Annotated in this window: 29 protein-coding genes; 13 read left to right on the top strand and 16 right to left on the bottom strand. The window is 62.2% G+C overall.

Features of this window, described 5'->3' with window-relative positions:
• Positions 1–6: 6 nt before the first annotated feature.
• On the bottom strand, positions 7–471 hold the full coding sequence (locus G502_RS0108210) for a Fur family transcriptional regulator (protein ID WP_022728184.1): 465 nt from the start codon (positions 469–471) through the stop codon (positions 7–9).
• Positions 472–621: 150 nt separating this feature from the next.
• On the opposite strand from G502_RS0108210, the gene G502_RS21965 reads away from it, so the two are divergent.
• From G502_RS21965 to G502_RS0108180, 6 genes are all read left to right on the top strand, one after another.
• Complete coding sequence (locus G502_RS21965; RefSeq protein ID WP_022728183.1) at positions 622–1734, top strand: zinc ABC transporter substrate-binding protein; 1113 nt, start codon at positions 622–624, stop codon at positions 1732–1734.
• Positions 1735–1828: 94 nt separating this feature from the next.
• A complete protein-coding gene (locus tag G502_RS0108200) occupies positions 1829–2071 on the top strand; it encodes a hypothetical protein (RefSeq protein WP_022728182.1) in 243 nt (80 codons plus the stop codon).
• A gap of 182 nt (positions 2072–2253) precedes the next feature.
• Positions 2254–2949, top strand: a complete 696-nt coding sequence (locus G502_RS0108195; RefSeq protein WP_022728181.1) for a DUF6134 family protein — start codon at positions 2254–2256, stop codon at positions 2947–2949.
• A complete protein-coding gene (locus G502_RS0108190) occupies positions 2950–4512 on the top strand; it encodes a cryptochrome/photolyase family protein (protein ID WP_022728180.1) in 1563 nt (520 codons plus the stop codon).
• A complete protein-coding gene (locus G502_RS0108185) occupies positions 4509–5291 on the top strand; it encodes an SDR family NAD(P)-dependent oxidoreductase (RefSeq protein ID WP_022728179.1) in 783 nt (260 codons plus the stop codon). The genes G502_RS0108190 and G502_RS0108185 overlap by 4 nt, the downstream gene beginning before the upstream one ends.
• Positions 5288–5725: a nuclear transport factor 2 family protein gene (locus G502_RS0108180; protein ID WP_022728178.1), complete on the top strand. Its 438-nt coding sequence runs from the start codon at positions 5288–5290 to the stop codon at positions 5723–5725. The genes G502_RS0108185 and G502_RS0108180 overlap by 4 nt, the downstream gene beginning before the upstream one ends.
• Before the next feature lie 30 nt (positions 5726–5755).
• Here the strand turns inward: G502_RS0108180 and G502_RS0108175 are convergent, their stop codons facing one another.
• The 5 genes from G502_RS0108175 to G502_RS0108155 all read right to left on the bottom strand — a co-directional run bounded on the left by G502_RS0108175 (position 5756) and on the right by G502_RS0108155 (position 10480).
• On the bottom strand, positions 5756–7036 hold the full coding sequence (locus G502_RS0108175) for a TRAP transporter large permease (RefSeq protein WP_022728177.1): 1281 nt from the start codon (positions 7034–7036) through the stop codon (positions 5756–5758).
• A 2-nt stretch (positions 7037–7038) separates the two neighbouring features.
• Positions 7039–7539: a TRAP transporter small permease gene (locus G502_RS0108170; protein ID WP_022728176.1), complete on the bottom strand. Its 501-nt coding sequence runs from the start codon at positions 7537–7539 to the stop codon at positions 7039–7041.
• 45 nt (positions 7540–7584) lie between these two features.
• Positions 7585–8574: a C4-dicarboxylate TRAP transporter substrate-binding protein gene (locus G502_RS0108165; protein ID WP_026989229.1), complete on the bottom strand. Its 990-nt coding sequence runs from the start codon at positions 8572–8574 to the stop codon at positions 7585–7587.
• Between the two features lie 68 nt (positions 8575–8642).
• Positions 8643–9740 carry an Ldh family oxidoreductase gene (locus G502_RS0108160; RefSeq protein WP_022728174.1) on the bottom strand — a complete coding sequence of 366 codons (1098 nt, stop codon included), beginning with the start codon at positions 9738–9740 and terminating at the stop codon, positions 8643–8645.
• Complete coding sequence (locus G502_RS0108155) at positions 9737–10480, bottom strand: SDR family oxidoreductase (RefSeq protein WP_022728173.1); 744 nt, start codon at positions 10478–10480, stop codon at positions 9737–9739. Before G502_RS0108155 ends, G502_RS0108160 begins: the two co-directional genes overlap by 4 nt.
• Positions 10481–10573: 93 nt before the next feature.
• On the opposite strand from G502_RS0108155, the gene G502_RS0108150 reads away from it, so the two are divergent.
• The 3 genes from G502_RS0108150 to G502_RS0108140 all read left to right on the top strand — a co-directional run bounded on the left by G502_RS0108150 (position 10574) and on the right by G502_RS0108140 (position 13434).
• Positions 10574–11347 (top strand): SDR family NAD(P)-dependent oxidoreductase, encoded by a 774-nt coding sequence (locus G502_RS0108150; RefSeq protein ID WP_022728172.1) that lies wholly within the window; start codon positions 10574–10576, stop codon positions 11345–11347.
• Between the two features lie 51 nt (positions 11348–11398).
• Positions 11399–12418, top strand: a complete 1020-nt coding sequence (locus G502_RS19305) for a GntR family transcriptional regulator (RefSeq protein WP_022728171.1) — start codon at positions 11399–11401, stop codon at positions 12416–12418.
• A gap of 137 nt (positions 12419–12555) precedes the next feature.
• Positions 12556–13434, top strand: coding sequence for a GNAT family N-acetyltransferase (locus tag G502_RS0108140; protein ID WP_162140960.1), 879 nt, complete (start codon positions 12556–12558; stop codon positions 13432–13434).
• A gap of 22 nt (positions 13435–13456) precedes the next feature.
• Here the strand turns inward: G502_RS0108140 and G502_RS0108135 are convergent, their stop codons facing one another.
• Positions 13457–14059, bottom strand: coding sequence for a LysE family translocator (locus tag G502_RS0108135; protein WP_022728169.1), 603 nt, complete (start codon positions 14057–14059; stop codon positions 13457–13459).
• 73 nt (positions 14060–14132) lie between these two features.
• Between G502_RS0108135 and G502_RS0108130 the strand changes: the two genes are divergently transcribed.
• The gene (locus G502_RS0108130) at positions 14133–14585 is read left to right on the top strand and encodes an Lrp/AsnC family transcriptional regulator (RefSeq protein WP_022728168.1); all 453 of its coding nucleotides are present in this window, start codon (positions 14133–14135) and stop codon (positions 14583–14585) included.
• Between the two features lie 41 nt (positions 14586–14626).
• Here the strand turns inward: G502_RS0108130 and G502_RS21960 are convergent, their stop codons facing one another.
• On the bottom strand, positions 14627–15508 hold the full coding sequence (locus G502_RS21960) for a HEPN domain-containing protein (RefSeq protein ID WP_081649731.1): 882 nt from the start codon (positions 15506–15508) through the stop codon (positions 14627–14629).
• Between the two features lie 73 nt (positions 15509–15581).
• On the bottom strand, positions 15582–16190 hold the full coding sequence (locus G502_RS0108125; RefSeq protein ID WP_022728167.1) for a CGNR zinc finger domain-containing protein: 609 nt from the start codon (positions 16188–16190) through the stop codon (positions 15582–15584).
• Between the two features lie 109 nt (positions 16191–16299).
• Here G502_RS0108125 and G502_RS0108120 point away from each other — a divergent pair, with 109 nt between their 5' ends.
• Together G502_RS0108120 and G502_RS0108115 are read left to right on the top strand one after the other, a co-directional pair.
• Positions 16300–17121: an alpha/beta fold hydrolase gene (locus G502_RS0108120; protein WP_022728166.1), complete on the top strand. Its 822-nt coding sequence runs from the start codon at positions 16300–16302 to the stop codon at positions 17119–17121.
• Positions 17122–17254: 133 nt separating this feature from the next.
• Complete coding sequence (locus G502_RS0108115) at positions 17255–17887, top strand: glutathione S-transferase family protein (RefSeq protein ID WP_022728165.1); 633 nt, start codon at positions 17255–17257, stop codon at positions 17885–17887.
• Positions 17888–17894: 7 nt separating this feature from the next.
• Here G502_RS0108115 and G502_RS19300 read toward each other — a convergent pair whose 3' ends face one another.
• From G502_RS19300 to G502_RS0108085, 6 genes are read right to left on the bottom strand one after another with little or no spacing between them, the layout of a single operon-like run.
• Positions 17895–18497, bottom strand: a complete 603-nt coding sequence (locus G502_RS19300; RefSeq protein ID WP_022728164.1) for a DUF3833 domain-containing protein — start codon at positions 18495–18497, stop codon at positions 17895–17897.
• Between the two features lie 9 nt (positions 18498–18506).
• Positions 18507–19847 carry an MFS transporter gene (locus G502_RS0108105; protein WP_051152112.1) on the bottom strand — a complete coding sequence of 447 codons (1341 nt, stop codon included), beginning with the start codon at positions 19845–19847 and terminating at the stop codon, positions 18507–18509.
• An 8-nt stretch (positions 19848–19855) separates the two neighbouring features.
• Positions 19856–21082, bottom strand: a complete 1227-nt coding sequence (locus G502_RS0108100; protein ID WP_022728162.1) for an SAM-dependent methyltransferase — start codon at positions 21080–21082, stop codon at positions 19856–19858.
• Positions 21075–21881, bottom strand: coding sequence for a DUF1365 domain-containing protein (locus tag G502_RS0108095; protein ID WP_022728161.1), 807 nt, complete (start codon positions 21879–21881; stop codon positions 21075–21077). Before G502_RS0108095 ends, G502_RS0108100 begins: the two co-directional genes overlap by 8 nt.
• A gap of 8 nt (positions 21882–21889) precedes the next feature.
• A complete protein-coding gene (locus G502_RS0108090) occupies positions 21890–23221 on the bottom strand; it encodes an NAD(P)/FAD-dependent oxidoreductase (RefSeq protein WP_022728160.1) in 1332 nt (443 codons plus the stop codon).
• On the bottom strand, positions 23218–24660 hold the full coding sequence (locus G502_RS0108085; protein ID WP_022728159.1) for a cryptochrome/photolyase family protein: 1443 nt from the start codon (positions 24658–24660) through the stop codon (positions 23218–23220). The genes G502_RS0108090 and G502_RS0108085 overlap by 4 nt, the downstream gene beginning before the upstream one ends.
• Before the next feature lie 174 nt (positions 24661–24834).
• Here G502_RS0108085 and G502_RS0108080 point away from each other — a divergent pair, with 174 nt between their 5' ends.
• Positions 24835–25314: a fasciclin domain-containing protein gene (locus G502_RS0108080; protein WP_022728158.1), complete on the top strand. Its 480-nt coding sequence runs from the start codon at positions 24835–24837 to the stop codon at positions 25312–25314.
• On the opposite strand, the gene G502_RS19295 is transcribed toward G502_RS0108080, so the two are convergent.
• On the bottom strand, positions 25315–25761 hold the full coding sequence (locus G502_RS19295; RefSeq protein ID WP_040487957.1) for a MerR family transcriptional regulator: 447 nt from the start codon (positions 25759–25761) through the stop codon (positions 25315–25317). It lies immediately after the preceding gene.
• Positions 25762–25851: the final 90 nt, after the last annotated feature.

The raw sequence follows: 25851 nt of genomic DNA, 5'->3' as shown, positions 1-25851 counted from the left end.
ATCGTCTCAGTCCGTTCGGCAGTTTGCGCAGAGACCGCGCAACTCCACGATCTTCTGCTGTACGCGAAAGCCCTGTTCCTCGGCACTGCGTTGCAGGGCCTTGGAGATGCTGTTGTCCTGGGCTTCAAGTGTTGTTCCGCAGTCGTCGCAGATGAAGAACTGTCCATTGTGACTGCGATCCGGCAGGGGACAGCCAACGAAGGCATTCAGGCTTTCGATACGGTGTATGAAGCCCTGGTCACGCAGAAAATCAAGCGCTCTGTAAACCGTTGGCGGGTCGACCCGCCCACGTTCGGCACGCAGCATTTCGAGCAGGTCATAGGCGCCGTAAGCGCGATGGCTGGTCCAGATCAGTTCCAGGATACGGCGGCGCATCTCGGTCAGCTTGAGACCGCGCTCGGAACAGACGGCTTGGACGCGGTCGAGCGCTTCGTTCAGGCAGCGGTCATGATCGTGATCGTTAGACGGCATGGCATGGAATCCTTGTCACGGGCGAGAAATAGGACAAAAGAGCAGGCTTGTCGAGATAAATATGTTATAATATAACACTTCTGGAATCGCGCTGCCGCCGTCCAGACTGGGCAGCGGCATCTTCCTCGAACACCGGAATGAACCAGCCCAATGAAAAGTCTCAAACACAGCCTGCTCGGTGGCGTCCTGACGAGCGTCGTCCTGTTCTCGAGCCCTCTGTCTGCCCAGGATGCACCCCAGGTGGTGGCCTCGATTCAGCCGGTCCATAGCCTGGTTTCCCAGGTAATGGAGGGCGTGGGTGCGCCTGACCTGCTGGTCGAGGGGGGCGGTTCGCCCCACAGCTACAGCCTGCGTCCCTCCCAGGCACGGGCCCTGGAGCAGGCCGATGTCGTCTTCTGGGTGGGGGAATCGCTCGAGTCCTTCCTGCCGCAATCCCTCGAATCCCTGAGCAGCGATGCCCGGGTCGTCCCTCTGTCGCAGAGCGTAGGGATCCATCTTCTGGAAAACCGCAGTGAGGGAACCTGGGATCACCACGACCACGGCCATGACGACGCTCATCATACGAGCGGTAATGACCACGGCCATCATGATCATGACGAGACGCATGCTCACCATGAGGACACCCATCATGAAGACGGGCGCCATGAGGATGACCAGTACGACGATGGGCACCACGACCATGACGAGGGCGGGCATTCCCACGGCGGGGGATATGCCGACGGTGAAGAACATGCACACGGGCACTATGACATGCACATCTGGCTGTCGCCGGACAATGCAGCTGCCATGCTGACGGCCATTCGGGATGCCCTGATCGCGGTCGATCCGGCGCATAGCGAGGCCTATCACGCAAACACGGACGCAGCCCTGAAGGATCTGGACGAGTTGGAGGTTGAACTCAAGGAGCAGCTGAGTGGTGTTGCCGACCGTCCGTACATCGTCTTCCACGATGCGTATCGCTATTTCGAGGAGGCCTTTGGTCTGAATGCCGTCGGCTCGGTGACCTTGAGCCCCGAGCGCCAGCCAGGCGCGGGCCGCATGGCAGAGCTGAGGGAGAAGGTGGAGCAGCTGGAAGCGGTCTGCGTATTCAGCGAGCCGCAGTTCGAGCCGCGTCTGGTTTCCAGCCTGATCGAAGGCACTGAGGTGCGCACAGCGGAGCTGGACCCGCTGGGCGCTGTCCTTGATCCAGGGCCATCTGCCTACTATCAACTGATGCGCAACCTGGGACAGCAGATTGCCGGATGCCTGGCAGAGTCCGGGTGATCTGGTTCCAGTCTAGTTTTCTGCCTCTTTTACAGCTGTTCCTTTTCGCACTATATTGGAGTGGAGGAACAGAAAAGGCAGCAGGTAAACCGTCATGACCCTTGTCAGAAGCTTCTTGATGCGCGCCGCCCGCCGCGCTGCCTCGGACCCTCGCGTGCGGGCCAAGGCCAAGGACGTCTATCAGAGTCAGGTGCAGCCGAAGATGGTGGAAACCAGCCAGACGCTGCGCAAGGACTGGGAAGAGCAGGCCTCCCAGACCCGGCCTTCGGATAATCCTATGCGCTTTGCCGGTCGCATGACCGGGCGTGTAAAGAAGCGTTTGCAGGGAAAAGACTGACGTTCTGTGCAGAGGCTGATCTCCTTGAAAGACTGAAGCGATCCAGACGGCAACCGGCTGCGTAAAGAGCGGTCGGAAAGCGGGTCGATCCTGACCGCGCTGGACGAGGCCGGCTTGCCAAAACGGTGAACGGCCTGCGATCCACCCGAGATGGGAAAGAATTCGCCGTGTCTGGATGTAGATTGAAGCAGGCCACCGCTGGTGCACGCCGTTGGGGCGGTCTGGCCTTGATGCTGACCCTGGTCGTGGCTCCTGTGTTCGCCGCGATTCCCGAGGAGAACACTCTGGACTTTCAGGTCCGGCGCGATGGCAATGACATCGGCACCCACAGCCTGCGATTCGAGGAGCATGGCGAAGAACTGCATGTCTTCGTCGAGATCGAACTGGAGGTCAACCTGGCCTTCATTCCCGTTTACAGCTACAGCCACCGAAACCACGAAGTCTGGCAGGATGGCAAGCTGGTCTCATTGTCCAGCGAAACCGATGATGACGGCACGCAGTATCAGGTGGAAGTCCAGGCTACGGATGATGGCCTGCAGGTAAACTCCAGCGAGGAAGGGGAATTCACTGCACCGGCAGACATGCTGACAACCAGTTACTGGAACCCCGATGCCATGGAGCGCGAACGCCTTCTGGATACACAGTTCGGGCGCATTGTCGAGTTGCAGGTGGACGAACAGGGCCGTGAAAACCTGGACACGCAAGAAGGATCGGTCGAGGCCACCCGCTATAGTGTCACCGGCGATCTGAACCTGGATATCTGGTATGACCGGGAAGGGCGCTGGAGCGGACTGGAGTTCGAGGCGCGCGGCAAACCGGTGCGCTATCTGCGTACGCCTCTCTCCTCGGCCGGCGTCGATGGCCGCTCGGGCACCTGATTGATCATCTCGATGGACCGTTGCCTGCGCCTGATTCTGGGGGATCAGCTCTCACCTCATATCTCCAGCCTCCAGGATGCACAACCTCAGCACGACCTGGTCCTGATGGCGGAAGTGAAGGCCGAGGCCAACTATGTTCGCCATCACCAGAAGAAGATTGCCCTGGTTTTCTCGGCCATGCGCCATTTTGCCGAACGCCTGGAGAGCGAAGGTCACAAGCTGATATATCGCCGCTACGATGAGCCGCCAGTCCATGCGAATCTCTTGGAAGCGGTACGAACCGCGGTTGCGCAGTTGCGTATTTCCCGCTTGGTGGTAACCGAGCCTTCGGAATGGCGATTGCGCGCAGAGATGGAGGATTGGGAGGCGGAACTCGGCATTCCGGTTGAAATCCGCGAAGACCAGCGGTTCATCTGTTCCCATTATCGTTTTGCCCGCTGGGCCCGAGGACGCAAGTCCCTGCGCATGGAGCACTTCTATCGAGAAATGCGCCGGGAAACGGGGCTGTTGATGGAAGGGGACCGGCCGGCGGGTGGCAAGTGGAATTACGACCGGGAGAACCGCAAGGCCCTTCCGCAAAACATCGCGTTGCCAAAGGTCCCGAGTTTTGAGTCGGATGGGATCACGCGCGAAGTCCTGCAACTCGTTGGGCGAGAGTTCGACAGGCATTTCGGGATGCTTGAGCCTTTTGACCTGGCGGTCACGGCGGATCAGGCCGACATAGCCCTTACGTACTTTCTGGATCACGGCTTGCCGTCCTTCGGCGATTACCAGGACGCCATGAAGCAGAATGCGCCGGTCCTGTTCCATGCCATGATCTCGGCCTACATAAACATCGGCCTCCTGGATCCGCTGGAGGTTTGCCGCCGGGCGGAAGAAGCCTGGCAAGCGGGACGGGTGCCCCTGAATGCCGTCGAGGGTTTCATCCGGCAGATCCTGGGATGGCGCGAGTACGTGCGCGGCCTCTATTGGCAGGAGATGCCAGGCTATGCAGAGTTGAATGCCTTGGCGGCCAAGCGGCCGCTGCCGGCCTTCTACTGGACGGGCGAGACCGAGATGAACTGTCTGCACCAGGTGGTCGGCGAGACTCGTGCCAATGCCTATGCACATCATATCCAGCGCCTGATGGTGGCAGGGAACTTTGCCCTGCTGGCCGGACTGGATCCCAGGGCGGTAAATGCCTGGTACATGGTGGTCTATGCCGATGCCTACGAATGGGTGGAACTGCCCAACACCCATGGCATGGCCTTGCATGCCGATGGCGGCCTTATGGCCAGCAAGCCCTATGCCGCCAGCGGCAAGTATATCGATCGCATGTCGGACTATTGCCGGCACTGCAGATACGACGTGAAACAGGCGACGGGCGACGACGCCTGCCCCTTCAATTACCTTTATTGGGATTTCATCGCGCGGCATGAACAACGCTTCCACAGCAATCCCCGCATGGCGATGCCGTTGAGCGCGCTGAACCGCATGAAGCGGCAGAAGCTGACGGACATGCAGAGCCAAGCCCGGATGTTCCTGGATAGCCTGGATTATGCCGAAGAAGGAGAGTGGACATGAGCGAAGCTGCGAAATGCGCCTGGATCACTGGCGCCAGCAGCGGGCTGGGCCGGGAACTGGCGCTGCAGATGGCGCGCGATGGCTGGAGCGTTGCCGTCTCGGCCCGCTCTGCCGAGAAACTGGACAGTCTGGTGAGCGAGGCCGCGGGCGCCCGGGGTGGGGTTGTCGCCTATCCCTTGGACGTGACCGACGCGGAGGCCGTGAACCGAACGGTGGCGCGGATCGAGAGCGAACTTGGGCCTGTCGACCAGGCGGTCCTTAATGCCGGCACGCATCAGCCGACCCCTGCGAACGAATTCAAGGCTTCGGATTTCCGCAAGCTTGTGGATCTGAACCTGATGGGCACCATCCACTGCCTGGAGGTTCTGATCGAACGTTTCCGTGCGCGTCGGGCCGGGCGCATAGCCGTGGTGGCCTCGGTGGCCGGATATACCGGTCTGCCCCAGGCCTCGGCCTATGGCATGACCAAGGCCGGGTTGATCAATCTCTGCGAGGCCCTGCGTGTGGAACTGAAGCCGGACAACATCACGGTGCAGGTGGTCAATCCGGGCTTCGTGCGCACGCCGCTTACCGACCGGAACGATTTCCCCATGCCCTTCCTGATGGACGTCGAGGATGCCGCATGCGCGCTTTACAAGGGGCTGTCGCGGAACAGCTTCGAGATCACCTTTCCGCGACGCTTCACCTATATGGTGAAGCTGTTGCGCATCCTGCCGTATCCCCTGAAGCTGGCCGTCACGGCCCGCATGCTGCGTCGTCCGGAAGCTGAGACATCATGAACACTGAAGATCGCTTGGCGGCGGCCCGGCGCTATGCCGCCTACTTCGAGGCACTCTCGCCCGAGACGCTGCCCGACCTGGACCGGTACGTAACGAAGGAGGTTCATTTCCGCGACCCCTTCAACGACTTCATCGGACGGCCGCTTATGGAGCGGGCCTTCCGGCACATGTTCGACCTGCTGGACGACGTGCGTTTCGAGGTGCATGACCTGGCCTGCAGCGACAGGGCGGCCTACCTGCGCTGGAGCATGATCTACCGGCGCAAACAGGGTTCCGAGCAGTGCATCGAGGGTATGAGCGAGATCCTCCTGGCCGACGATGGGCGTGTGCAGATGCATATCGATCACTGGGACGCCGCCGGACAGCTCTATGAACGCCTGCCTGTCCTTGGCGGGCTGCTGCGCCTGGTGCGCCGGCGGCTTCAGGTGGACTGATCTCCGGAAGCCTGAGGCTGATCCCTCTGCTTATCCAAAAATGAGCCTGGGCAGGAACAGGACGACACCGGGCAGGAAGATCAGGAGAAGCGTGACAAGCGAGACCGCCAGGAAGAGCGGGATCGACTCCCGGGTGTATTCTGCCACGGGACATTTCATGATGGAGCAGACCGCATACATTGCTGCTCCGACAGGTGGCGTGAAATTGCCGATGGTTGCAGCCAAGATGAACACGATCCCGAAATGCACCGGGTTGCCGCCAAGCTGCTCGATCAACGGCAGGAAGATCGGAGTGAGCATGATGATCAACACGGTGGCGTCGATAAAGAAGCCGACAACAAGCACCGAAAGCGCTACCAGGATCATGACGCCGTAGAGATTCTCCGTCAGCCCGGTGATCACACCCGAGACCGCCAGGGGCACCTGGTCCATCACGATGCCGTAGCTGAAGATCGCCGAGAGTGCGATCAGGAACATGATGGAGCCGACATCGGCGAGTGTTGCGTCCAACCCCTCGAGGAAATCCTTCGCCTTCATTTTCCGGTAGACCAGAATGCCGATGAACAGCGCATAGAGGACGGCAAAGGCACCGATCTCCGAGGGCGTGAATACGCCCATGCGCAATCCCAGCAGGAGGAAGACCGGAAAGAGGATCGCCCAGATGCTGGCGATGGCGGCACGACCGATCTCTGGCGCGCTGGCCGCTTTCTTCCGTTCCGGCTGATAGCCGCGGCGGCCGGCCGTAATCCGGATGGCGAGACCCAGCGCCAGCCACAACAGGAAGGCCGGCAGGAAACCGGCGGCGAACAGCCGGCCGATCGAGACCTGGCCGATCGTGCCATAGAGGATCATGCCGATTCCGGGCGGGATGATCGGGGTCAGGACGGCGCCATAGGACAGCACGCCACCGGCAAAGCCGCGGCTGAAGCCGCGTTCCACCATGCCGCTGCCGAGCATGCGCGCCTGCATGGCTGCATCGCCGATGGCCGATCCCGAAACGCCTCCCATCAGTGCGGAAAGCGCAACCGAAACCTGGGCCAGGCCGCCTTTGAGGTGTCCCGTCATGACCGAAGCCAGATCAAGCAGGCGGTCGGTGATTCCCGACCGGTTCATCAGGTTGCCCGCCATGATGAACAGCGGAATGGCAAGCAAAGCGAAATTCTGGGTCTGCGAGACCGTGACCTGCACCGGAATGGTAAAGGGCAGTTCCGGGTTCTGAATGAAATAGAGCGCACCGGAAATGCCGATGGCAAAGACGATGGGCATGCCCAGAAGCAGGAAGACGACAAAGGCGACGGCGACAATCAGCATTGTTATCTCCCTCGCAGTCGCTGGTCGCCGGGCAGCAGTTCGTCCTCACGCAGGGAACGCGCAATCTTCAGCAGGGTCGTGAGCAGAAGCAGCAACCCTCCCACCACGATGCTTGCGGTCACCCAGGAATAGCTGACGCCGGGAATGCCCTGGAAGCTGCGCGCCCGACTGACCCAGGACAGCCAGGCGCCAGCAAAGATCACATAGACCAGGAAACCGGCGATGACGACATGGTTCAGGTAATGTATCGCTCGTGACAGGCGCGGGGGCAGCCGGCTTGACAGGAAATCGATCGAGATCAGTGTATCCCGCCGCCAGGCAATGTCGGCACAAAGGAAGCAGCCCCAGGCAAAGGAGCAGGTGGCCAGGTCGATTGTCCAGTTGAGCGGATGGCCAAGCATGCGGGCGACACCGCCCAGAAAGATCATGGCCACCATGATGAGCAGGAAAGTTCCGGCGAGGATCGCCTCGATGCGCAGCATCCAGTCATAGATGGTTCGCATGCCAGTCCTCCTCGCCGGAACTCAGGTTCTTGTTGCCAGGCGCGATCAGTCTGAAAGCTCGCTCTGGACCTTGTCGCGGGCCTCGATCAGATCGAGCTCTTCATAGGCCTGGTTGCCGGCTTCGCGGAAGGCTTCCATGTCGACATCCTCGACAATGGTCATGCCGCGATCGATGACCTCGGCCTTGGCCTCCTCGACGGCTTGCTTCACCACCTTTGAGGTTTCCTGACCGGCTGTGCGGCATTCTTCGACCAGGGCGGTCTGGTAGTCCTCCGGCAGGTCATTGAACCACTGGGAGCTGACCACCTGGAAGTTCACCAGCAGGATATGCCCCGTTTCGTTGGCATGGCTGAGAACCTCGTTCAGGTCGGCCGCGGTGATGTTGGGATAGACCAGCTCGGCCCCGTCCACGGCGCGCTGCTGCAGGCCGGGATAGATGTCCGTGAAGTTCATGGCCGTCGGTTCCGCACCCAGGGCCCGGATCGATTCCTGCCAGATCGGTGCCGGGGGCGTACGGACGCGCAGCCCGTCGAGATCCTCAGGCGTCTTGATCGGCTCGTTGGTAAAGAAGTGCCGGAAACCTTGCACCCAGTCGAAGCAGACGACCTTCAGACCGTGCTCGTCAGCGAGCTCCTGCTGCCACTCCTGCATGGTGGGCGAGTCGGCAAGTGCGAAAGCCTGTTCCATCGAGTCCAGGAAGTAGGGCCCGTTGACCACGGCAATTCCCGGTACGTAGTTGCCAAGGCGCGCGGCATCGGTGTTCTGGCCGATGTTTGCCCCTTGGCGGATCTGCTCGATGATATCCTCTTCCACTCCCAACTGAGCACTATGGAAGACCTCGATTGTCAGGCCGCCGTCTGTGCGTTCCTCGACCCGTTCGGCCCAGTCCAGGAACCCTTCGTGGAAGGGCTCGCTTGGCCCCAGTACGTGATTGAAGCGCAGGGTGTATTCGTCCTGTGCCTGGGCGGCCGAAAACGTCATGGTGACCGCCGCGGCGGCGCAGAGCGTCGATAGACCTTTGAAAAGCGTTTTCATCTCCATTTCCTCCTTTTCTGTCCTCTCTTCTTGTTATCTGGCGACAGTGCCGGTTGAACCGGGGTGGTTCAGGCTTCCGCCGCCACCTCTTGCGGCATCGCAATGCCGAAATTCTCGGATAGGCGCATGAAGGCCGCCTTCGTTGCCGGGTCGAGCGGAACGCCGTTCCTGGCCCGGCGGTCGACTTCCTGCCATTCGCGATCCCCGGGTGCCATGACCCGGGCCCCATTGCGTGCGGGAGAGGCGCGCAGCTGCTCCAGATATCGGGCCATCCCCGCCTCGAAGGTTGCCTGGTCGACGAAGGCGTCCGGCTTGATCGCCAGGACGAAGGCGCCGAGGCCGCGCGGTGTGGAAAAATCGGGACCGGCCATGGGGGCAATGTCGAAGCTGAGCTGCATGCCCGTCAGGACGGCGCTGAAGATCTCCACCAGGCCCGCAAGGCCGGCGCCCTTGAAGCCGAAACTGCCGCCGAGCGGAGCCAGCATGCTGGCGTTCTCTGCGTCCTGGGTGTCCTGGCCCTCGGCATCGGAGGCCGTGCCCTGCGGCAGGTCCTGGCCTAGGCTCTTGAACAGCTGGATGCGATTGTAGGTGATGGCACTGGTGGCCATGTCGAGCAGCCAGGGTGAGCCACCGTTGGCCGGGACGGCGCAGGCCAGGGGGTTGGTGCCGTGAAAGGGTTGGGCCCCGTCGTGCAGCCGCACGAAACTGTCGGAGTTGCACATGGCAATCCCGATCATGCCCGCCTTCGCGGCGGCGAAGGCATAGGCGCCGGCCGGGCCGAAATGAGAGCTGTTGCGGATGGCGACGGCCCCGATCCCGTTGGTGCCGGCCAGGCGTATTGCATGATCCATCCCGCTATAGGCGGCATAGGCTCCATGTGCGTTATCCGCGTCCAGTGTCGCCACTGCGCCCATTTCGTTTGTGAGGCGCAGGTCCGGCCGGACGTTGACGCGCCCGCCGGTCAGGGCCGTAACGTAATGGTCGAGCAGTCTCACCCCGTGGCTGTCGACCCCCAGCCGGGTGCCATGCATCATGGCCCGGGCCGCTGCATCCACCGTTTCCTTGTCGGCGCCGGCGGCAGTCAGAACATCGCGACAGAAGCGCTCAAGGTCTCCCGCCAAGACGCGCCCAACCACCTCGCCCAGAGTATCGTCGATCCCCGTCACAGCGTCTGTCCTCCATCGACGACCATCACGGTGCCGGTGGTGAAGGCGGACTCGTCACTGGCCAGATAGAGGGCTGCAGCCGCCATCTCCTCCACCGTGCCAAGCCGCCCCATGGGCTGCCGGTCGGTAAAGGCCTTCCGTGTCGCCTCCGGATCATCGGTGGCGGATATCCGGGATTCCAGCGAGGGCGAGTGTGTCGTGCCGGGGCAGAGCGCGTTCACGCGCACGCCGTCACGAATCACGTCGCGGGCCACCGCCTTCGTCAGGCCGATGACCGCCGCCTTGCTGGCGCCATAGGCGGCGCGGCGCGCGACACCTGTCACCGACGAGGCCACCGAGGAAACATTGATGATCGAGCCTCCGCCGCGCGCGATCATGGCCGGTAGGGCGGCGCGAATGGCCCGAAAGCAAGAGGTGGCATTCTGGTCCAGGCTGTTTGCCCAGTCTTCCTCGGAACAGTCCAGGATCGTGCCGTCATGCACCCAGCCGGCGCAGTTGACCAGAATGTCGACGGGCCCTGCGTCCTCCAGGGCCTTTGCAATCTGCTGGCTGTCCGTGACATCCAGCCCGACCGGCGTGATGGCCGGTGAAATCTGGGGCAGGTCAGCCATCTTTTCGTGTGTGCGGCTTGCCGCAATGACCTGGGCACCCTCTTCGGCAAAGGCCAGGGCGATGGCCCGGCCGATGCCCTGGCCGGCACCGGTGACGAAGGCGCACTTGTTCTTGAGACGATCCGTCATGACGTTTCCCTGTTGCCACATGTTTTTTGTGTACACTATACATTTGTAGACAGGCGACGCAATGGGTAAGATCAACCTGAAAGGGGGCAGACGATGCGCTTCGATCCCAATTCATTTTCTCTATCGGGCCGCAATGCCGTGGTTATCGGTGGGGCCGGTGCCATTGGCCTGGCCATCGCACAAGCGTTCCAGGCCTCCGGGGCCAGGGTGATCCTGGCGGGCCGCAGCCGCGAAAAGCTTGAACGCGCGGTGAATGAGTTGAGCCATGAGGGCGCCTCAGCCCACAGCTATCCGGTGGATGCGCGGGCACCGGATGACCTGAAGGCGCTGGCCGACCAAATCGAGGTCGATCACGGCCCGGTAGACATCCTGGTCAACTGCCAGGGGACGACTGCGATCAAGCCGGCCCTGGAGCTGAGCGAAGAGGAATACGACACGATTCTCGACACCAACCTGAAGAGCGTCTTCTTCGCCTGCACCGCCTTTGGCAAGCATATGGTCCAGCGCGGTGCGGGCCGGATCATCAACATCACCTCGCTGGCGTCTCACACCGGCTGGGCCAACGCGGTTGCCTATTCCGCCAGCAAATGGGGCGTGGCCGGCGTGACCCAGACCCTGGCCGCCGAGTGGGGCGAGCAGGGCGTGCGCGTGAACGCCATCGCACCGGGATTCTTCCTGACGGAGTTGAACCGTGATCGCATGAGCGAGACGCGCAAGGCCGAAGCACGCTCGCGCAATGCCATGAAACGCATGGGCGAAGTGGACGAACTGGCCGGGGCCGCCGTGTACCTGGCCTCGGATGCGTCCGGCTTCGTCAGCGGAGCGACGTTGCGTGTCGATGGAGGCTATCTTTCTTCCGGCATTTGACGCCGTCCGTGCTGTCGGCAAGATTGGCTGGGACGAACGGAGAACGACAGCATGACCAGCGAAGACACTCCGGCAGGTGCAGCCTTGCATGGGGAGGCCCCGCGTTCGGGGACGGCCCCACGCCTGTACGAACGTGCCGCCGAACTTCTGGTCGCCCAGATGCGCGATGGCACGATAGTCGCCGACAGTTTCCTGACCGAGCTTGCGGTGGCCGAGCGTTTCGGGATCAGCCGCGCGCCTGCAAGGCGGGCCCTGGCCACGCTGGAAGACACGGGGTTCTTGCGCCGGGAGAAGGGGCGCGGATACCGCGTGCTGCCCCTTTCTGCTGAAGACAGCGCTCCTGGAGACGAGGCCACCCCTGCGCCGCAGGACACACGCCTGCAATCCATGCCCAGTTGGGAAAGGATTTATGGCGAGGTCGAGGACGAGATCATCGCGCGCATCTCCTTTGCCGGGTGGCGGGTTAACGAGGCCAAGCTGGCGCAATACTATGCCGTCAGCCGCACCGTGGCCCGGGATGTCCTGGCCCGCCTTCAGCAACGCGGCCTAGTGCGCAAGGACGAACGCTCGCGCTGGGTGGCACCGGCGCTGACGCCCGAACACATTTCCGAACTGTACGAACTGCGGGCGATCCTGGAACCGGTGGCCTTGGCCAAGGCGGCGCCCAATGCCTCGGCGGCCATAATCGGGGCGATGAAAGGGAACCTCGAACAGGCGGCCGCGCGGAACGAACAGGACGGCGCGGTGCTCGACCAGCTTGAGGAAGACCTGCACGTCAAGTTCCTCTCACTCTGCGGGAACCAGGCCCTGATGCAGGCAATCACGCAACCGCAGTCGCTTCTGGTCGCCCATCGCTTCCTTTATCGCTGGACGCCGCGGCTGTTCGCGGCCGAGCCATTCCTGCCCGAGCATCTCGAGGTGGTGGGCCATCTGGAGCGCAACGAGATCAACGCTGCGGCAGAGTCGCTGAGGCGGCATCTCCAGGTCTCCCAGGAACGGGCCGTCGCCCGCGTGGAGGCCATTCGCCGAACCTTCAGCGCCGAGGACCTGCCGTATCTGGAGAGGCTGTAGGGTCGTTGATTGAGCCAACAGGAGATGCTGATCGCGCCCGCGATTCGGTTTCTGCGGGGACTTCTATGGTTTGCAGCTCTGCTGATCGTTCTGGCACACAGGCACGGCCAGCGATGAACGAGGTCGGGAAGACGGGAATGGCTCACGAGCCGAAGAACGCAAAGGCAAGTGCCGTGCGGTTTGTCGAATTGCGTGACGCGGATCTGCCCCAGGCATGTCTGCTGTCTGCCGCCGAGGGTTGGCCGCATCGCGAGGAGGACTGGCGCTTCATGCTGCAGCTGGGAGAAGGTCTGGCGGCCTTCGATGGCGGGCAGCTGATCGGCACGGCCATGGCCTGGCCGTTCGGCGAAGCCGTCTCGACGGTGGGAATGGTGCTGGTGCATTCGCAGCATCGGGGCAGCGGTCTGGGCAAGGCCCTGTTCATGCGTCTGATGGCACGGATCCACGCGCCGACCATTTTGTTACACGCCACTGACCAGGCTGTATCACTCTATCGCGCCTTCGACTTCAAGCCCGTGGGGCAGGTGCGGCAATGCCAGGGCGAAGCGCCGCAGCAGGGCTTTGCCCGGTCCGAGGACATTTGCGCTGTGCGCATTTTGGAGCCGTCCGCCCTGGAGGATATCGTGGAGCTCGACGCCCGGGCCACCGGTGCGGACCGGCGCGACCTGCTGTCCGGGATCTCCCGAATGGGCTGCTTTTACGGCCTGCACGGCGAGAACGGATTGCGCGGCTATGCCGTCAGTCGGCCGTTCGGACGCGGCGTCCAGGTCGGACCCGTCGTGGCCGACAGTGACGCCGGCGCCGTTGCGCTGGCCGCCGCTTGCCTGTCAGAGGCGCCCGGTGGCTGTCATGTGCGCTTCGACGTGCCGGCCGAGAGCCCTTTGGCCGACTGGGTGCAGGCCCAGGGTTTGCCGGCCGTGGGCCTGGTCACCCGCATGCAGCGCGGCCCCGATCCCCTTGACGGCCGCGAGGGCGCCCTGCAGGTGCATGGCCTCGCCAGTCAGGCCCTGGGGTGAGGACAGTTCGTCAGGCGACCCGTCACCCATCCAGCAGGATCGAGACGGTCGTGGCGACCAGCAGCAGAGCTACCGTGACGTTGAAGACCCGGGCATAGAGCGGCTGGAAGAGGAAGTGTCTGAGGACCATGCCGCCGGCCGCCCAGACTGAGACGCAGGGCACCGAGACCAGCACCATCACCAGTGCGGCGATCACGATGTTCAGCCGGAAGTCGGCGGCCGGCACGTAGGCCGCCACGGCGCTGGTGGTGATCGCCCAGGCCTTGGGATTGATCCACTGGAACACAGCACTGCCCAGGAAGCCCAGCGGCGGGCGTTCGTCGCCGTCGCTGCGCAGCGGCCCGCTGCGCGCGATCTTCCAGGCCAGCCACAGCAGGTAGGCCGCGCCGGCCACGCGCAGTAGGTCGTGGAGCAGCGGAAAGGCCTCGAAGGCGGCGCCCAGCCCCAGGCCGATCATGACGAGTTGCACGGCAACGCCCACCGCGATGCCGACGACCAGGGGCATGGAGCGCCAGAACCCCACCTTGACGCCCGCAGCCAGTGCCATCGCGTTGTTGGGGCCGGGGGTGCCGGTCATCACGATGCAAAAGACGATATAGGGCAGGAGCACGGTCAGGTCAGTCATGCCCGCAAGAATAGTGGGAGGCTCATTGCATATGGTTGCTTTTTCACGAAGAAAGAGAGAAAGTTTGCAATGAATGACGAATATAGACGAGATTGACGAGCGAATATTGCAGGAGTTGAGGCGCGACGCGCGCCAGCCCAACGTGCGGCTGGCCGAACGGGTCGGCCTGTCGTCCTCGGCCTGCCTCCGCCGCGTCCAGGAGCTGGAGCGGGCCGGGGTGATCCAGGGCTATCGCGCCGTCATCGACCGCTCCCAGGTCGGCGCCGGCTTCCTCGCCTATATCGCCGTCGGCCTGTCGGCGCACTCCAAGGCCAGCCAGGAGGCCTTTGAACGCGCCGTCGCTCATGCGCCCGAGGTGGTGGAGTGCCACAACATCACCGGCACTGTGGAATACCTGCTGCGCATCGAGGTGGCCGACATCAAGGCCTACAAGCGCTTCCACACCGAAGTCCTGGGCGCCCTGCCGCAGGTTACCTCGATGACCAGCTACGTCGTGCTGGACTCCTCGAAGGACGAGCGGGGGTGATTGTGGTGCTAGTAAGTCTACCCAAAACGGACCAGTTATTTTTATCGAGCTATATCCAGTTTTTCCCGAATATATTTTTGTGCTGGGCCTAGGGGAATAAATTGAATTAGCCATTCCATTCCTTCACGGAAAATGGGGTCTAATTTTTTTAAGTTTCCAGAATTATCTACTTCTATGAGTTTCTCCCAGTAGAGACCCAGATAGCTGTTTTGAATCGGGCCAATTAAAGGTGCAAGTGTGGGGGGTGCCTGTTTAGTTCTATCGCTGACTTCTCTATCAAACTCGAAATTCCAAGAATGCAGAATATCAGCCCGTGTATCTCCAAAGTGGAAGACTTCTTTATCCAGATCATTAATTTCCCCTCGGGGTAAAAATGTAGGATCTTCGATCAAAACATAGCGATAAGTTGAGCCATATTTGTGCTCAATATCTTGTGAAATTTGGAAATCTTCTCCAATAAACCAATCTAGGCCAATGGTGAGTCGACGCAAATTCCAACATATTTGATCAAGCTTAAATAGATCATCAGGATTCCTCCACCAGTTCAGTAAACCATATCGCGTGTTAGGGTCCCCCATAGACATAACGTTCGAAATAAAATGCGATACATCTTCATTTCTCCATTTATCTTGGTTAAGCATTTTTGGCTTTTCAAATAATTTAAACGCTAGCTCCCCTGTGACGCTACAATGAGCGCTGTACAGATTTGATAAATTATGACCAATTTTCTTAACAGAATAATTATTAAGTATTAATGACGCTTTTAAATACTTCTCAATTGCTTGTGATGCTTGCCAGAAATACTCTGGGTAAAATCCATTGCATAGCATCCACCTCGCAAGAATGTAATTTTGATCAGCCGGAGTGATAAAAAACTTGTTCGAAGTAACGGATTTAAAGTGATTCAAGCTATTTAATTGCATATTGAATCTACTCTTAACGATTTACCTTAATTGTCGAATATACCATAAAAACAGTATTTTAGTAGTGTGCTGATTAAATTCCCTTCCTCCGCCGGTAATGCCGCTCCGCCTTCGCCCGGTTCCCGCAGATGGCCATGGAGCACCAGCGGCGGGGTTTGCCGCGTGAGCGGTCGATGTAGAGCCAGGAGCAGCGCTCGCAGCTGCGGATGCGGGTGACCTCTTCGCCGGTGAGCAGGTCCTGGGCGGCGAGTGCCGCGCGCAGGCAGGGGGTGTCGGGGCCGGCGCCCTTGATCGGCACCAGCCATTGCAGGCGTTGACCGTCGGGCCAGAGGATCGCCTTGCCGTGGGCCTTGCGCAGTGTGTCCTGCACGGCCTTCCAGGGGGCGGGCTCGGGCACGCGCTGTTCGACCATGCCGGTCAGTATTGTATAGAGGCTGTCGCGAAAGCGCCGCAGACGCGTGAGTGCGGTGCGCTGTTGCGTCTCGGAACTCCTTGCCAGTTCCGTGGCTTCTCCGGCCGTGATCAGACCTGTCGCCTGGGCCCAGGCTAAGGCGACATCATACTCAGCCAGGCGATCCAACTCGCGTTTCTTGGTGGGACCGCCGCGCGTGTTCACCAGATCCAGGCAGGGGTGACCGCCGACCAGGCTGTCCGCTCTCCAGGGTTCGAAACTCTCCGCCATGCTGTTGTTATTCCCGTAAAAAACCGTGCCTCTTGAGAAATAGGTTGCAGATGAATTATAACCTATATAATATAAATTAACAGTTAGAAAATTGATTGGGAGCGGAATTATGGACAGATGGGATCTGCCTCTGACCTTCACGTTCGACGGTCAGGAGGTTCGCTACGGCATTCTGGGAGACGAGGGAGCGCCGCCGCTGGTGCTGCTGCACGGCACGCCCTTCTCCTCCTACGAATGGCATCGCATCGCGCCCCTGCTGGCGCAGCGCCATCGGGTGTATTTCCACGACATGCCGGGCTATGGCCACTCGTCCATGGAGGCCGGCCAGGACGTCTCGTTGGGCAGGCAGAACCGGGTGCTTGCCGCGCTGCTGGACCACTGGGGCGTGGACCGGCCCCATGTGGTGGCACACGACTTCGGCGGCGCGACGGCTCTGCGGGCCTGGCTGCTGGACGGCTGCCGTTATCGCTCGCTGACGCTCATCGATCCCGTGGCGGTACGACCCTGGGGCTCACCGCTGGTGCAGCACGTGAAAGACCACGAGGCCGCCTTCGCCGGCATGCCGGCCTATATGCACCAGGCCATCCTGCCGCCCTATATCCGCTCGGCCATGCATCGCGCGGTGGCGGACGAGACGCTGGAGGGCTATATCGCCCCATGGCTGGGGCCGGTCGGCCAGGCGGCCTTCTATCGCCAGATCGCCCAGATGGACCTGGCCTATACCGACGCGGTCCAGGACCGCTATGGCGAGATCGACTGCCCGGTCCAGATCCTCTGGGGCGAGGAGGACCAGTGGGTGCCCGTCGAGCGCGGCCGCGAGCTGGCCGCCTTGATGCCCCAAGCTCGCTTCATCGCCATACCCGACTGTGGCCACCTGATGCAGGAGGACGCGCCCGAGGCCATTATCGATGCGCTCAACGGCTTCCTGTAGGATTTGAGGGTCAGAGCAGATAGTCCTGGTTCACTGCCTTCCGTCTCTTGCCCCACAGGGGGCAGGAGGGGATCATGGCTGTCCGTTGAATGCCTCGAGCCAGGCTCGTCGCTGACCATAAGGAGATGAACGGATGATCAGACTTCTCGGCCGCCAGACCTCAGGGAACGTCCAGAAGGTCATATTCCTGTTGGAGGAACTGGGTATCGAATACGAACGCGAGGATTATGGCGGTGAGTTCGGCAAGCTCCAGACCCCGGAGTATCTTGCGCTGAATCCCAATGCGAAGGTGCCGACCCTGATCGATGGCAAGACCGTCATCTGGGAATCCAACACCATCCTTCGCTATCTGGCAGCGACCCATAATCCGGAGTTGAACGGCAGTTCGCCCGCCCAGGCGGCAGAGGTGGAACGCTGGATGGACTGGCTGCTGGCCTCCGTCAATCCGCATTACATGGCGGCTTTCCAGGAAAGCAAGAAACCGGAGCAAGAGCGCAACAGCGCTGCATTCGCCTCGGCTGTCAGCCAGATCGACGGCCTGCTGGTCCTTGCCGAGGCCCATATGGAAGGCAAGAATTACTTCGCGCTCAACCGGCTGACGCTGGCCGACATGGCGCTTGGCCCGATCCTGAAACGTTGTCTGGAGTTCCCGGGAGAGCGCAAACCTGTCCCCAATCTTGAGAGATGGGTAGACACACTGAAGCAGCGGGATGCCTTCCAGGTGATGCTCGGCAACAAGGCCAGTGTCCTGGACAAAAAGCGCTGAGCAGAACCTACTCGGCGGCGGAGCGCTGAGTGTCGTCGTTTGCCGCCCCGCCGTCCGGTTTCTTGAAGAAGATGGTGGCCTGGCCCAACTCGATGCCCAGCTTGCTGACCCGGGCGCGATTGATGATGACGTCGTCGTCCATCAGGTACATCCAGTCATCGAAGTTGACGTTCCAGGTCCGCCCGCCGATCTCCAGCGCCAGGGTGTAGCGCAGGTTGAGCGCATTGCCGTAAACCTCGGCGACGCCGATGCCCTGTACGTCGTCGGCGGTGCCTTCCCAGCGGTGATCGTCGATCTTCTCCAGACGCCAGACGCGCCGGTCGGTCTCGCCATCGGCGTAGCGGAAGCGTTCGTCCAGGACCAGGGTCTCGCCGTCCCAACTGCCCTCCACGTCCACCACGAACTCCCGGCGCAGGTTGCCGAAGCGGTCCTCGAAGATGCCCCAGGCGCGGGTTTCGCCAAGGAAGTACTCCTCGAGCACCAGGCGTGGCTCCTTGTTCTCAAAGTCTTCCGGTTTCATGCTGTTGCATCCCGTCAAGAGGAAGGTGATGGCCAGAAGGCCGGCGAAGGCTTTCAGAAGGTGTCCGAGGCGGAAAAACCTGGGGGTCATGAGGCGGTCCTAGCTTGTCTGTGCCTGCCGCTCGATCAGTCTGCGGAGGCGCAGTTGTTCCGCGGCGGTGATCTGGAAGCGGGCAATGAGGGCGATGGCTGGTATCTTGAAGGCGATGGGCACCAGGGCGTAGAGCCCGGCCAAGGCGAAGCGGGCCAGGGCATCCTGACTGGCGGCCTGGTCCCGGAACCCGGCCAGGTCGAGCAGCGGAAAGGCCAGGCCCACGGCCAATGCCAGAGCCAGCTTGGTCACCATACCCCAGAGCGCGAAGTAGAGGCCGGCCCGCCGCTCGCCGGTCTGCAGCGTGTCCTGGTCCACAACGTCCGCCTGCATGGAGGCGGGCAGCACCAGGTCGGCGCCCAGACTGACGCCGGTCAGCACGCAGATGGCGAAGAACCACCAGACGTCGCCCGGTCCCAGCAGCGGCACGCTGGCGAAGACCAGGCAGGCCCAGATCATGGCCCCGGCCCAGACGCGGTGCTTGCCGAAGCGATAGGACAGCCACAGCCAGGCGGGCACGGCGGCGATGCCGCAGAAAAAATAGGTGAACAGCAGGATCCCAACCCAGGGATCCTGGGGCAGTTGCAGGTAGCGGGTCACGAAGAGCACGAACAGCGTGGCCGGCAGGCCGTTGGCAATGCCGTTCAGCAGGTAGGCTGCAATCAGGCGCCGGAAGGGTGCGTTGTCGCGCAGGGCCTGCAGGCCCTGGCGCCAGGTCAAAGCGGACCGCCAACGGACAGCGGCGTCGGGCACAAAGACCAGGCAGGCCAGGATGGCCAGCGGCAGGGTAACGAACAGCCCGAGCGCGATCAGCTTCAGGCTTTCTTCCGCCGTGCTGCCGAACAGGGCCGGCAATCCGGCGGCCAGCAGAGTGCCGACCACCACGAAGACCTCGCGTGCCGAGGAGATGCGGCTGCGTTCGTTGTAGTCCGGTGACAGTTCTGCCCCCCAGGCCTGATAGGGCAGGGTGATCAGCGTGCCGGCCAGATAGATCGCCAGTGTCCAGACCAGCAAATGCCCCCAGCCCACAGCGGGATCCGGCACCAGCAGCTGCCAGGCGGCCAGCAGCAGCAACGGCGTACCCAGCAGCAGCCAGGGCTTGCGCCGCCCGAAGCGGCCGGGTGTGCGATCGGACAGCAGGCCGATCAGCGGGTCGGTCACCACGTCCCACAGCCGTGCGATCAGCAGGACCGCGCCCACAGCCGTCAGGCCCAGTCCCAGATCCTGAGCGTAATAGGCCGGCAGATGGATGAAGAGTGGAAACTGAAGGGCCGCAAGCGGCAGGCCCGGCAGGCCATAGGCCGCCAGCACCCTGGCGGACAGTCGCCTGTTCCCGTGAGAGCTGGACATGTATTTGGTCAGCTATGGGCCAGGGAGACATGGCGCACGTCGATCCGTCCGGTGCGGAAACCCGCCTCGCAATAGGAGAGGTAGTAGTTCCACATACGGCGGAAGCGCTCGTCGAAACTGGCATGATCGAGGCGTGGCCAGGCGGCCTCGAAGCGTGCGCGCCAGATGGCCAGGGTGCGGGCATAGTCCTGGCCGAAGCCACGGTCCGAAGTGCAGACAAGACCGCCCTGGCGGATGTGAGTCTGCAGCACCTCGGGCGAAGGCAGCATGCCGCCCGGAAAGATGTAGCGCTGGATGAAGTCGGCCCCGCGGCGATAGCGCTCGAACTGGCGGTTTGAGATGGTGATGACCTGCAGGGCGGCCCGCCCCTTGGGTTTCAGGCAGGCGCGCAGGCGCTCGAAGAACAGCGGCCAGTACTGCTCGCCCACGGCCTCGAACATTTCGATGGAGACGATGCGGTCGAAACGCTCGTTCACATCGCGGTAATCCTGGTGGCGGATTTCGACCAGATGGTCCAGGCCGGCCTGCCGGATGCGTGCGCGGGCGTAGGCGTACTGCTCGTCGGAAATGGTGATGGCGGTGACCCGGGCATTGTAGCTGCGGGCGATATACTCGGCGAAGCCGCCCCAGCCACAGCCGATCTCAAGCACATTGTCACCCGGCTGGATCCCGGCATATTCGGCCATGCGTCGGTACTTGGCGACCTGCGCTTCGGCCAAGGACTGGCCCGGACCTTCGAACAGGGCGGCCGAGTAGGTCATGCTGTTGTCCAGCCAGGCGGCGTAGAAGTCGTTGCCCAGGTCGTAGTGATAGGCAATGTTGCGCTTCGAGCCGCTTTGGCTGTTGGGCCGAAGTCGGTGGAGCGTACGCTGGAGGGCGCGATAGAACAGGTTGCCGCGCAGCTTCTCGGCCCAGTGCTCACTGTTCAGTGCCGCCAGGTAGAGGAAGGCCGGCAGGTCGGGCGTGTCACAGTCCCCGGCCATGTAGGCCTCGGCAAAGCCGTTCGAGCCACCGGCCAGGAAGCGCCTGAGAAAACGGGCATTGTGCACCAGCAACTCGGCATGCGGTCCGCGGCTTTCGCCGTGGAAGTGGTGGCGGCTACCATCGGGAAGCGTCAGCGTCAGCTGCCCATAACGCAGGCGTTCACCCAGCAGGACAAGCGGGCGATAAAGCGCGGGAACGGGACGCGGCTTCTGCAGCCAGGCTGTTTGCGTTCTGCCGAAACCGTCACTCATTCGAAGTTCTCCCATCGGGGGTCTGTGGAATCAGGCTGACCGGATCTGCCGGCGGTTGAGGCCGGTGGTGGAAGGCCGCACCCTTCATCCAGAGGCGCAGGGCCTGCCAGTGAATGGCGCCGATGACCTTCAGGGTCAGCAGGGGATAGGTGAAAAAGGCTTGCAGCAGCTTGCGGTCCGAGAGGACCTGCCGCCGGGCGCTCTGGGCGGCGATCAGCTGTTCGCCCTCAGGCACCGACTGGCGGATCACGATGGACAGCCGCGCGTCGGGCAGAGGCAGGCGGAACCGATAACGGGCCTGCATGGGAATGAAGGGCGAGACGTGGAAGGCCTTGTCGCAAGACTGTTGCAGGGCTTCGCCTGGCGCCGGTGAACGCTCTACGGGAATCAGGTAGCCGTGCTTGTCGCCGAAGGTGTTGCGCACCTCGTAGAGTACGGCGCGCAGGCTTCCGTCACGATGATGGCAGAACCAGAGGGTCAGCGGATTGAAGACATAGCCCAGGATGCGCGGGAAACAGAGCAGGCGTACCGCACCGCCTTCAAGGTCGATTCCCGCATTGGCAAGGCGGGCCTCGATCCAGGGACGCAGCGCGCCGCCGTCTCGCGGACCGTGATCGCGGTCGTGGAAGCTGAAGAGGTTGAAGCGGTTGTGCGAGAAGAGCCGCAGCCGGCGGTCAAGTCGCGGCAGCTCGTCCAGGTCCACCCAGAGTTGGAAGATGCGATAGACGAAGCGGTGGCCAAAGGGCCTGAGCCGCTTGTGCATCACCTGTCCGAAATAAAGCGCGGAAGCAAACGACATGATGGGGCCTACTCCGCGGCCATGGGATAGGGCTCGGGCGAGGCATGCTCAAGCGCGGGTGAGTGGGCGGCCACCTGCTGGGCCCAGGGGGCCGGGCAGCCAAGCCCGGCGGCCACGGCCAATCCGGCCTGGAGGCCGTCCTCGTGAAAGCCATATCCGCAGTAACTGCCGCAGAACCAGACACGGTCGCGTCCCTGGATGGAGGACAGGTCCTGCTGGGCGGTGATGGCGGCGGCATCGAACAGGGGGTGGCTGTAGTTGTATTCACCGATCACCAGCCGGGGGTCCGGCTCTGTGGCAGGGTTGAGCGAGACCAGGACCGGCTGGCGGCTTTGCAGGTTCTGCAGGCGATTCATCCAGTAAGTGACGCTGACGGCCTTGTCCCAGTCTGTTTCACCACTGGAAATATAGTTCCAGCTGGCCCAGGCCCTGCGGTTACGGGGCATCAGGCGGGTATCCTGGTGCAGGACAGCGCGATTCTTCTCGTAGCGGAAGGCATTGAGCAACACGCCTTCCAGGGGACTGGCCTGGTGGCCCAGGATGCGACGTGCCTGATCGGCATGGCAGGCCAGCACGACCTGATCAAAGCAGGCCTGTTCTCCGTTGGTGAGGGTCAGGCGCAGCTCGCGGTTGGTGCGTTCCAGACCCTGGACTACTGTGCCTGTGCGCACTTGGCCGCTTATGGCTGCGGCCATGCGTTCCACGTAGCTGCGGCTGCCACCGCTTACGGTGCGCCACTGGGGCCGGTCCTTGAGTTTCAACAGGCCGTGGTTGCGGAAGAACTGCAGAAAGCTGACTGCCGGAAAGTCCTGGATTTCGTCGAAGGATGAGGACCAGATGGCGGCTGCCATGGGCAGCAGATGATCCTGTCGAAAGGCCTGGCTGTAGCCCTCGCGGTCCAGATAGCCGGTGATGGTAAGCGCCGGATCCGGTTCTTCCAGGAACTTTTCGGCCTCGCGGTAGAAGCGCAGGATCTCGCGCGTCATGCGCCAGAGGCGCGGGCGCAGCAGGTTGCGCCTTTGCGCGACCAGCCCGGGCAGGCTGCCGGCATATTCGAAGCGCCCGCCGTCGGCCGACACGGCAAAGGACATGTCGCTTGATTCGGTGGGAACCTCAAGATGGTCGAACAGGGCCACCAGATTGGGATAGTTTTGTTCGTTGTAGACGATGAAGCCGGTGTCCACGTCGATGCTGCGGCCATCCTCCTGGAAGGAAACGGTGTTGCTGTGTCCGCCCAGACGGTCTTCCGCCTCGAACAACGTGACCTCGTGCTGGCGAGACAGCAGCCAGGCTGTGGACAGTCCCGTTATCCCGGCGCCTACAATGGCTATGCGCATCATTGATCCTTCTTGATCTGCTGGAAGGCCTCCAGGGCCGCCCGGCGGGCTTGGGCGTGGTCCACCAGGGGGCGGGGGTAGTTCCCCCCGAAGACCACGCCGGCCTGCCGGCGCACCTCTTCGGATGCATGCCAAGGCCTGTGTATGTAGGGATCGGGCAGTGCCGCGATCTCTGGTAACCATCTACGCAGATAATCGCCGTTTGGATCGAATTTTTCTGACTGGGTGACGGGATTGAAGATGCGGAAGAAGGGGGCGGCATCCGCGCCGCTGCCGGCGATCCACTGCCAGCCGGCGGCATTGTTCGCCAGATCGGCATCCACCAGCGTATCCCAGAACCAGGCCTCTCCTTCCTTCCAGTGCAGGCGCAGGTCCTTCACCAGGAACGAGCCGACGATCATGCGCAGGCGGTTGTGCATCCAGCCCGTGTGCCAGAGTTCCCGCATGCCGGCATCCACGATGGGATAGCCGGTCTGTCCGGCCTGCCAGGCCTTCAGGTGTTCCTGGGAGGTGGACCAGGGGAAGGCATCGAAGGCGCGGCGCCAATTCTGTTCGGGCAAGTCGGGCCAGTGGTAGAGCAGGTGGTGACAGAACTCGCGCCAGCCCACTTCGCTGAGGAACTTCCAGCCGGCTGTGCCAAGATTCTCCTGTTCCATGCGGTGCTGTGCGGCATGCCAGACCTGGCGCGGGCCGATCTCGCCCCAATGCAGATAAGGCGACAGGCGCGAGGTGCCCGCCCGGGCCGGATAGTCCCTGTAGGTGCCGTAGTCGGCCAGTTCACGGTCCAGGAAATTCGCGAGCCGTGCCTGGGCACCGGCTTCGCCTGGTTGCCAGGTCTCGCGCAGGCCGCCGGCCCAGTCCGGCTGGGCGGGGCGCAGCCTCCAGTCCTCGAGAGACTCCGAGACCAGGCCGTTTACCGGCGAAATCCGCTCTGGTGCTGGTTCGGGCCGGGCAATTGGCCGGTCACGTACCGCTTTCCAGAAGGGCGTATAGATCTTGAAGGGCGTGCCGCTGCCGGTGGTGACGCTCCAGGGCTCGAAGAGCAGGGCGGCATTGAAGCTGTTCACTTCGATGCCCTGGTCCCGAAGCTGCTGTTTGATCTCTGCGTCACGCGAAATGCGCCAGGGCTCATAGCAGCGGTTCCAGTGAACCGCTCTTGCTCCGCTGGCCTGAATGATTTCGGACAGGACCTGTTGGGCGGGTCCGCGGCGCAGGATCAGTTTGCTACCGCGGGCGCGCAGATCGTGGGTCAGGGCAGCCAGGGCGGAATGAAGCCACCAGCGGCTGGCCCCTCCAGGTGCGCGCGCGCCGGCATCGGCATCCTCCAGGATGAACAGCGGCACGACAGGCGCGTTCTGATCGACAGCCTTCAGGAGGGCCGGGTTGTCGGCAAGCCTCAGGTCCTGGCGGAACCAGACGATGATGGGCGCAATATCACTCATGCGGGAACTTTTTGCTCTTTCAAACTGTCTGGAATGGTACGACGGCAGATGACGACTGGATCAGCCAACCGGTCGCGCTGGAGGCTGGTTGTTTCACGATGCTGCCTGTTTCATAATTCTGCCACATTTTAGTCAAGTTCCGACTTCCCATGCCCCTATGAGCAAGGACGACAGATGAAGTACCTGACCCAAAGTTTCCTGGCCGCTTTCCTATCGCTTGCCCTTCTCATGCCGGCCCATGCCCGGGCGGCCGACATCATCGACACGGCCCTGACCGACGGTCGCTTTCGCACCTTCATCACCGCCGCCCAGACCGTGGGGCTGGTGGTGGTCCTGAAGAGCAACGGGCCCTTCACCGTATTGGCCCCGACCGACGACGCCTTCCGGCGTCTGCCCACAGAGCGGGTAGAGGCGTTGCTGGATCCCGAAAACAAGGAGGAGACCTTCGCCCTGCTGTCCCGGCACATCATCAAGGGCGAAGTGGATATGGACCAGGGGTCTCAGGAGGTCGAAACCATGGAGGGTGCGCGCCTGACGCTTGAAAACGGCGACAGTCCCCGGGTCGAGAACGCGGAGATCGACACCGAGGTCAACGCCGACAACGGCAGCATCCGGCCCGTGAACCGCGTGCTGGGGGAAGAAGAGGGCGAGTGATCAGGTCTGGGTTTCGGAAGCCTGGTCCCTGTGACCGTGTTCTGTCTTGCAGAGGCGATGATCTGACAGAACCTCGATGACGCGGCAATCCTCGACCTTGCCGCCTGCGCATTGAAGCAGCATGCGCTGCAGTTCCGTCTGCAGGCTCTTCAGGCGCTCCAGGCGCTGTTCCACAGTTTCCAGGTGCTCGCGCGCGATACTGTCGGCTTCCTCGCAGGGCATGTCGGGACGTTCGCTGAGGCTCAGCAGGCTGCGGATCTGGTCCAGGGTGAAACCCAGTTCTCGCGCGTGACGCAGGAACCGCAGGCGGTTCTGGTGCGCTTCGCTGTAGCGCCGCTGGTTGCCGGTCGTACGTCCGGCGGGCGGCAGCAGGCCGATTGACTCGTAGTAACGGATGGTCTGGACCTTCACGCCGCTGTCGCGGGCGAGGTCACCAATGGAAAGCACGTCCGACATGGTTTGCCTTCTCCGGAAAAATATCCCTTGAACCTACAGTGACTGTAGCTCCTATCTTGTGAATCATTCGCAGATTATCAA

Source organism: Fodinicurvata sediminis DSM 21159, assembly GCF_000420625.1.
Taxonomy (GTDB): Bacteria; Pseudomonadota; Alphaproteobacteria; order Kiloniellales; family DSM-21159; genus Fodinicurvata; species Fodinicurvata sediminis.
This window is presented reverse-complemented; position numbering and strand designations above follow the sequence as displayed.

Coding starts and splice junctions, on each gene's coding strand:
- G502_RS0108210 (WP_022728184.1), bottom strand. CDS start 471: ATGCCGTCTAACGATCACGATCATGACCGCTGCCTGAACGAAGCGCTC.
- G502_RS21965 (WP_022728183.1), top strand. CDS start 622: ATGAAAAGTCTCAAACACAGCCTGCTCGGTGGCGTCCTGACGAGCGTC.
- G502_RS0108200 (WP_022728182.1), top strand. CDS start 1,829: ATGACCCTTGTCAGAAGCTTCTTGATGCGCGCCGCCCGCCGCGCTGCC.
- G502_RS0108185 (WP_022728179.1), top strand. CDS start 4,509: ATGAGCGAAGCTGCGAAATGCGCCTGGATCACTGGCGCCAGCAGCGGG.
- G502_RS0108180 (WP_022728178.1), top strand. CDS start 5,288: ATGAACACTGAAGATCGCTTGGCGGCGGCCCGGCGCTATGCCGCCTAC.
- G502_RS0108175 (WP_022728177.1), bottom strand. CDS start 7,036: ATGCTGATTGTCGCCGTCGCCTTTGTCGTCTTCCTGCTTCTGGGCATG.
- G502_RS0108170 (WP_022728176.1), bottom strand. CDS start 7,539: ATGCGAACCATCTATGACTGGATGCTGCGCATCGAGGCGATCCTCGCC.
- G502_RS0108165 (WP_026989229.1), bottom strand. CDS start 8,574: ATGAAAACGCTTTTCAAAGGTCTATCGACGCTCTGCGCCGCCGCGGCG.
- G502_RS0108155 (WP_022728173.1), bottom strand. CDS start 10,480: ATGACGGATCGTCTCAAGAACAAGTGCGCCTTCGTCACCGGTGCCGGC.
- G502_RS0108150 (WP_022728172.1), top strand. CDS start 10,574: ATGCGCTTCGATCCCAATTCATTTTCTCTATCGGGCCGCAATGCCGTG.
- G502_RS19305 (WP_022728171.1), top strand. CDS start 11,399: ATGACCAGCGAAGACACTCCGGCAGGTGCAGCCTTGCATGGGGAGGCC.
- G502_RS0108140 (WP_162140960.1), top strand. CDS start 12,556: ATGGCTCACGAGCCGAAGAACGCAAAGGCAAGTGCCGTGCGGTTTGTC.
- G502_RS0108135 (WP_022728169.1), bottom strand. CDS start 14,059: ATGACTGACCTGACCGTGCTCCTGCCCTATATCGTCTTTTGCATCGTG.
- G502_RS0108130 (WP_022728168.1), top strand. CDS start 14,133: ATGACGAATATAGACGAGATTGACGAGCGAATATTGCAGGAGTTGAGG.
- G502_RS21960 (WP_081649731.1), bottom strand. CDS start 15,508: ATGCAATTAAATAGCTTGAATCACTTTAAATCCGTTACTTCGAACAAG.
- G502_RS0108125 (WP_022728167.1), bottom strand. CDS start 16,190: ATGGCGGAGAGTTTCGAACCCTGGAGAGCGGACAGCCTGGTCGGCGGT.
- G502_RS0108120 (WP_022728166.1), top strand. CDS start 16,300: ATGGACAGATGGGATCTGCCTCTGACCTTCACGTTCGACGGTCAGGAG.
- G502_RS0108115 (WP_022728165.1), top strand. CDS start 17,255: ATGATCAGACTTCTCGGCCGCCAGACCTCAGGGAACGTCCAGAAGGTC.
- G502_RS19300 (WP_022728164.1), bottom strand. CDS start 18,497: ATGACCCCCAGGTTTTTCCGCCTCGGACACCTTCTGAAAGCCTTCGCC.
- G502_RS0108105 (WP_051152112.1), bottom strand. CDS start 19,847: ATGTCCAGCTCTCACGGGAACAGGCGACTGTCCGCCAGGGTGCTGGCG.
- G502_RS0108100 (WP_022728162.1), bottom strand. CDS start 21,082: ATGAGTGACGGTTTCGGCAGAACGCAAACAGCCTGGCTGCAGAAGCCG.
- G502_RS0108095 (WP_022728161.1), bottom strand. CDS start 21,881: ATGTCGTTTGCTTCCGCGCTTTATTTCGGACAGGTGATGCACAAGCGG.
- G502_RS0108090 (WP_022728160.1), bottom strand. CDS start 23,221: ATGATGCGCATAGCCATTGTAGGCGCCGGGATAACGGGACTGTCCACA.
- G502_RS0108085 (WP_022728159.1), bottom strand. CDS start 24,660: ATGAGTGATATTGCGCCCATCATCGTCTGGTTCCGCCAGGACCTGAGG.
- G502_RS0108080 (WP_022728158.1), top strand. CDS start 24,835: ATGAAGTACCTGACCCAAAGTTTCCTGGCCGCTTTCCTATCGCTTGCC.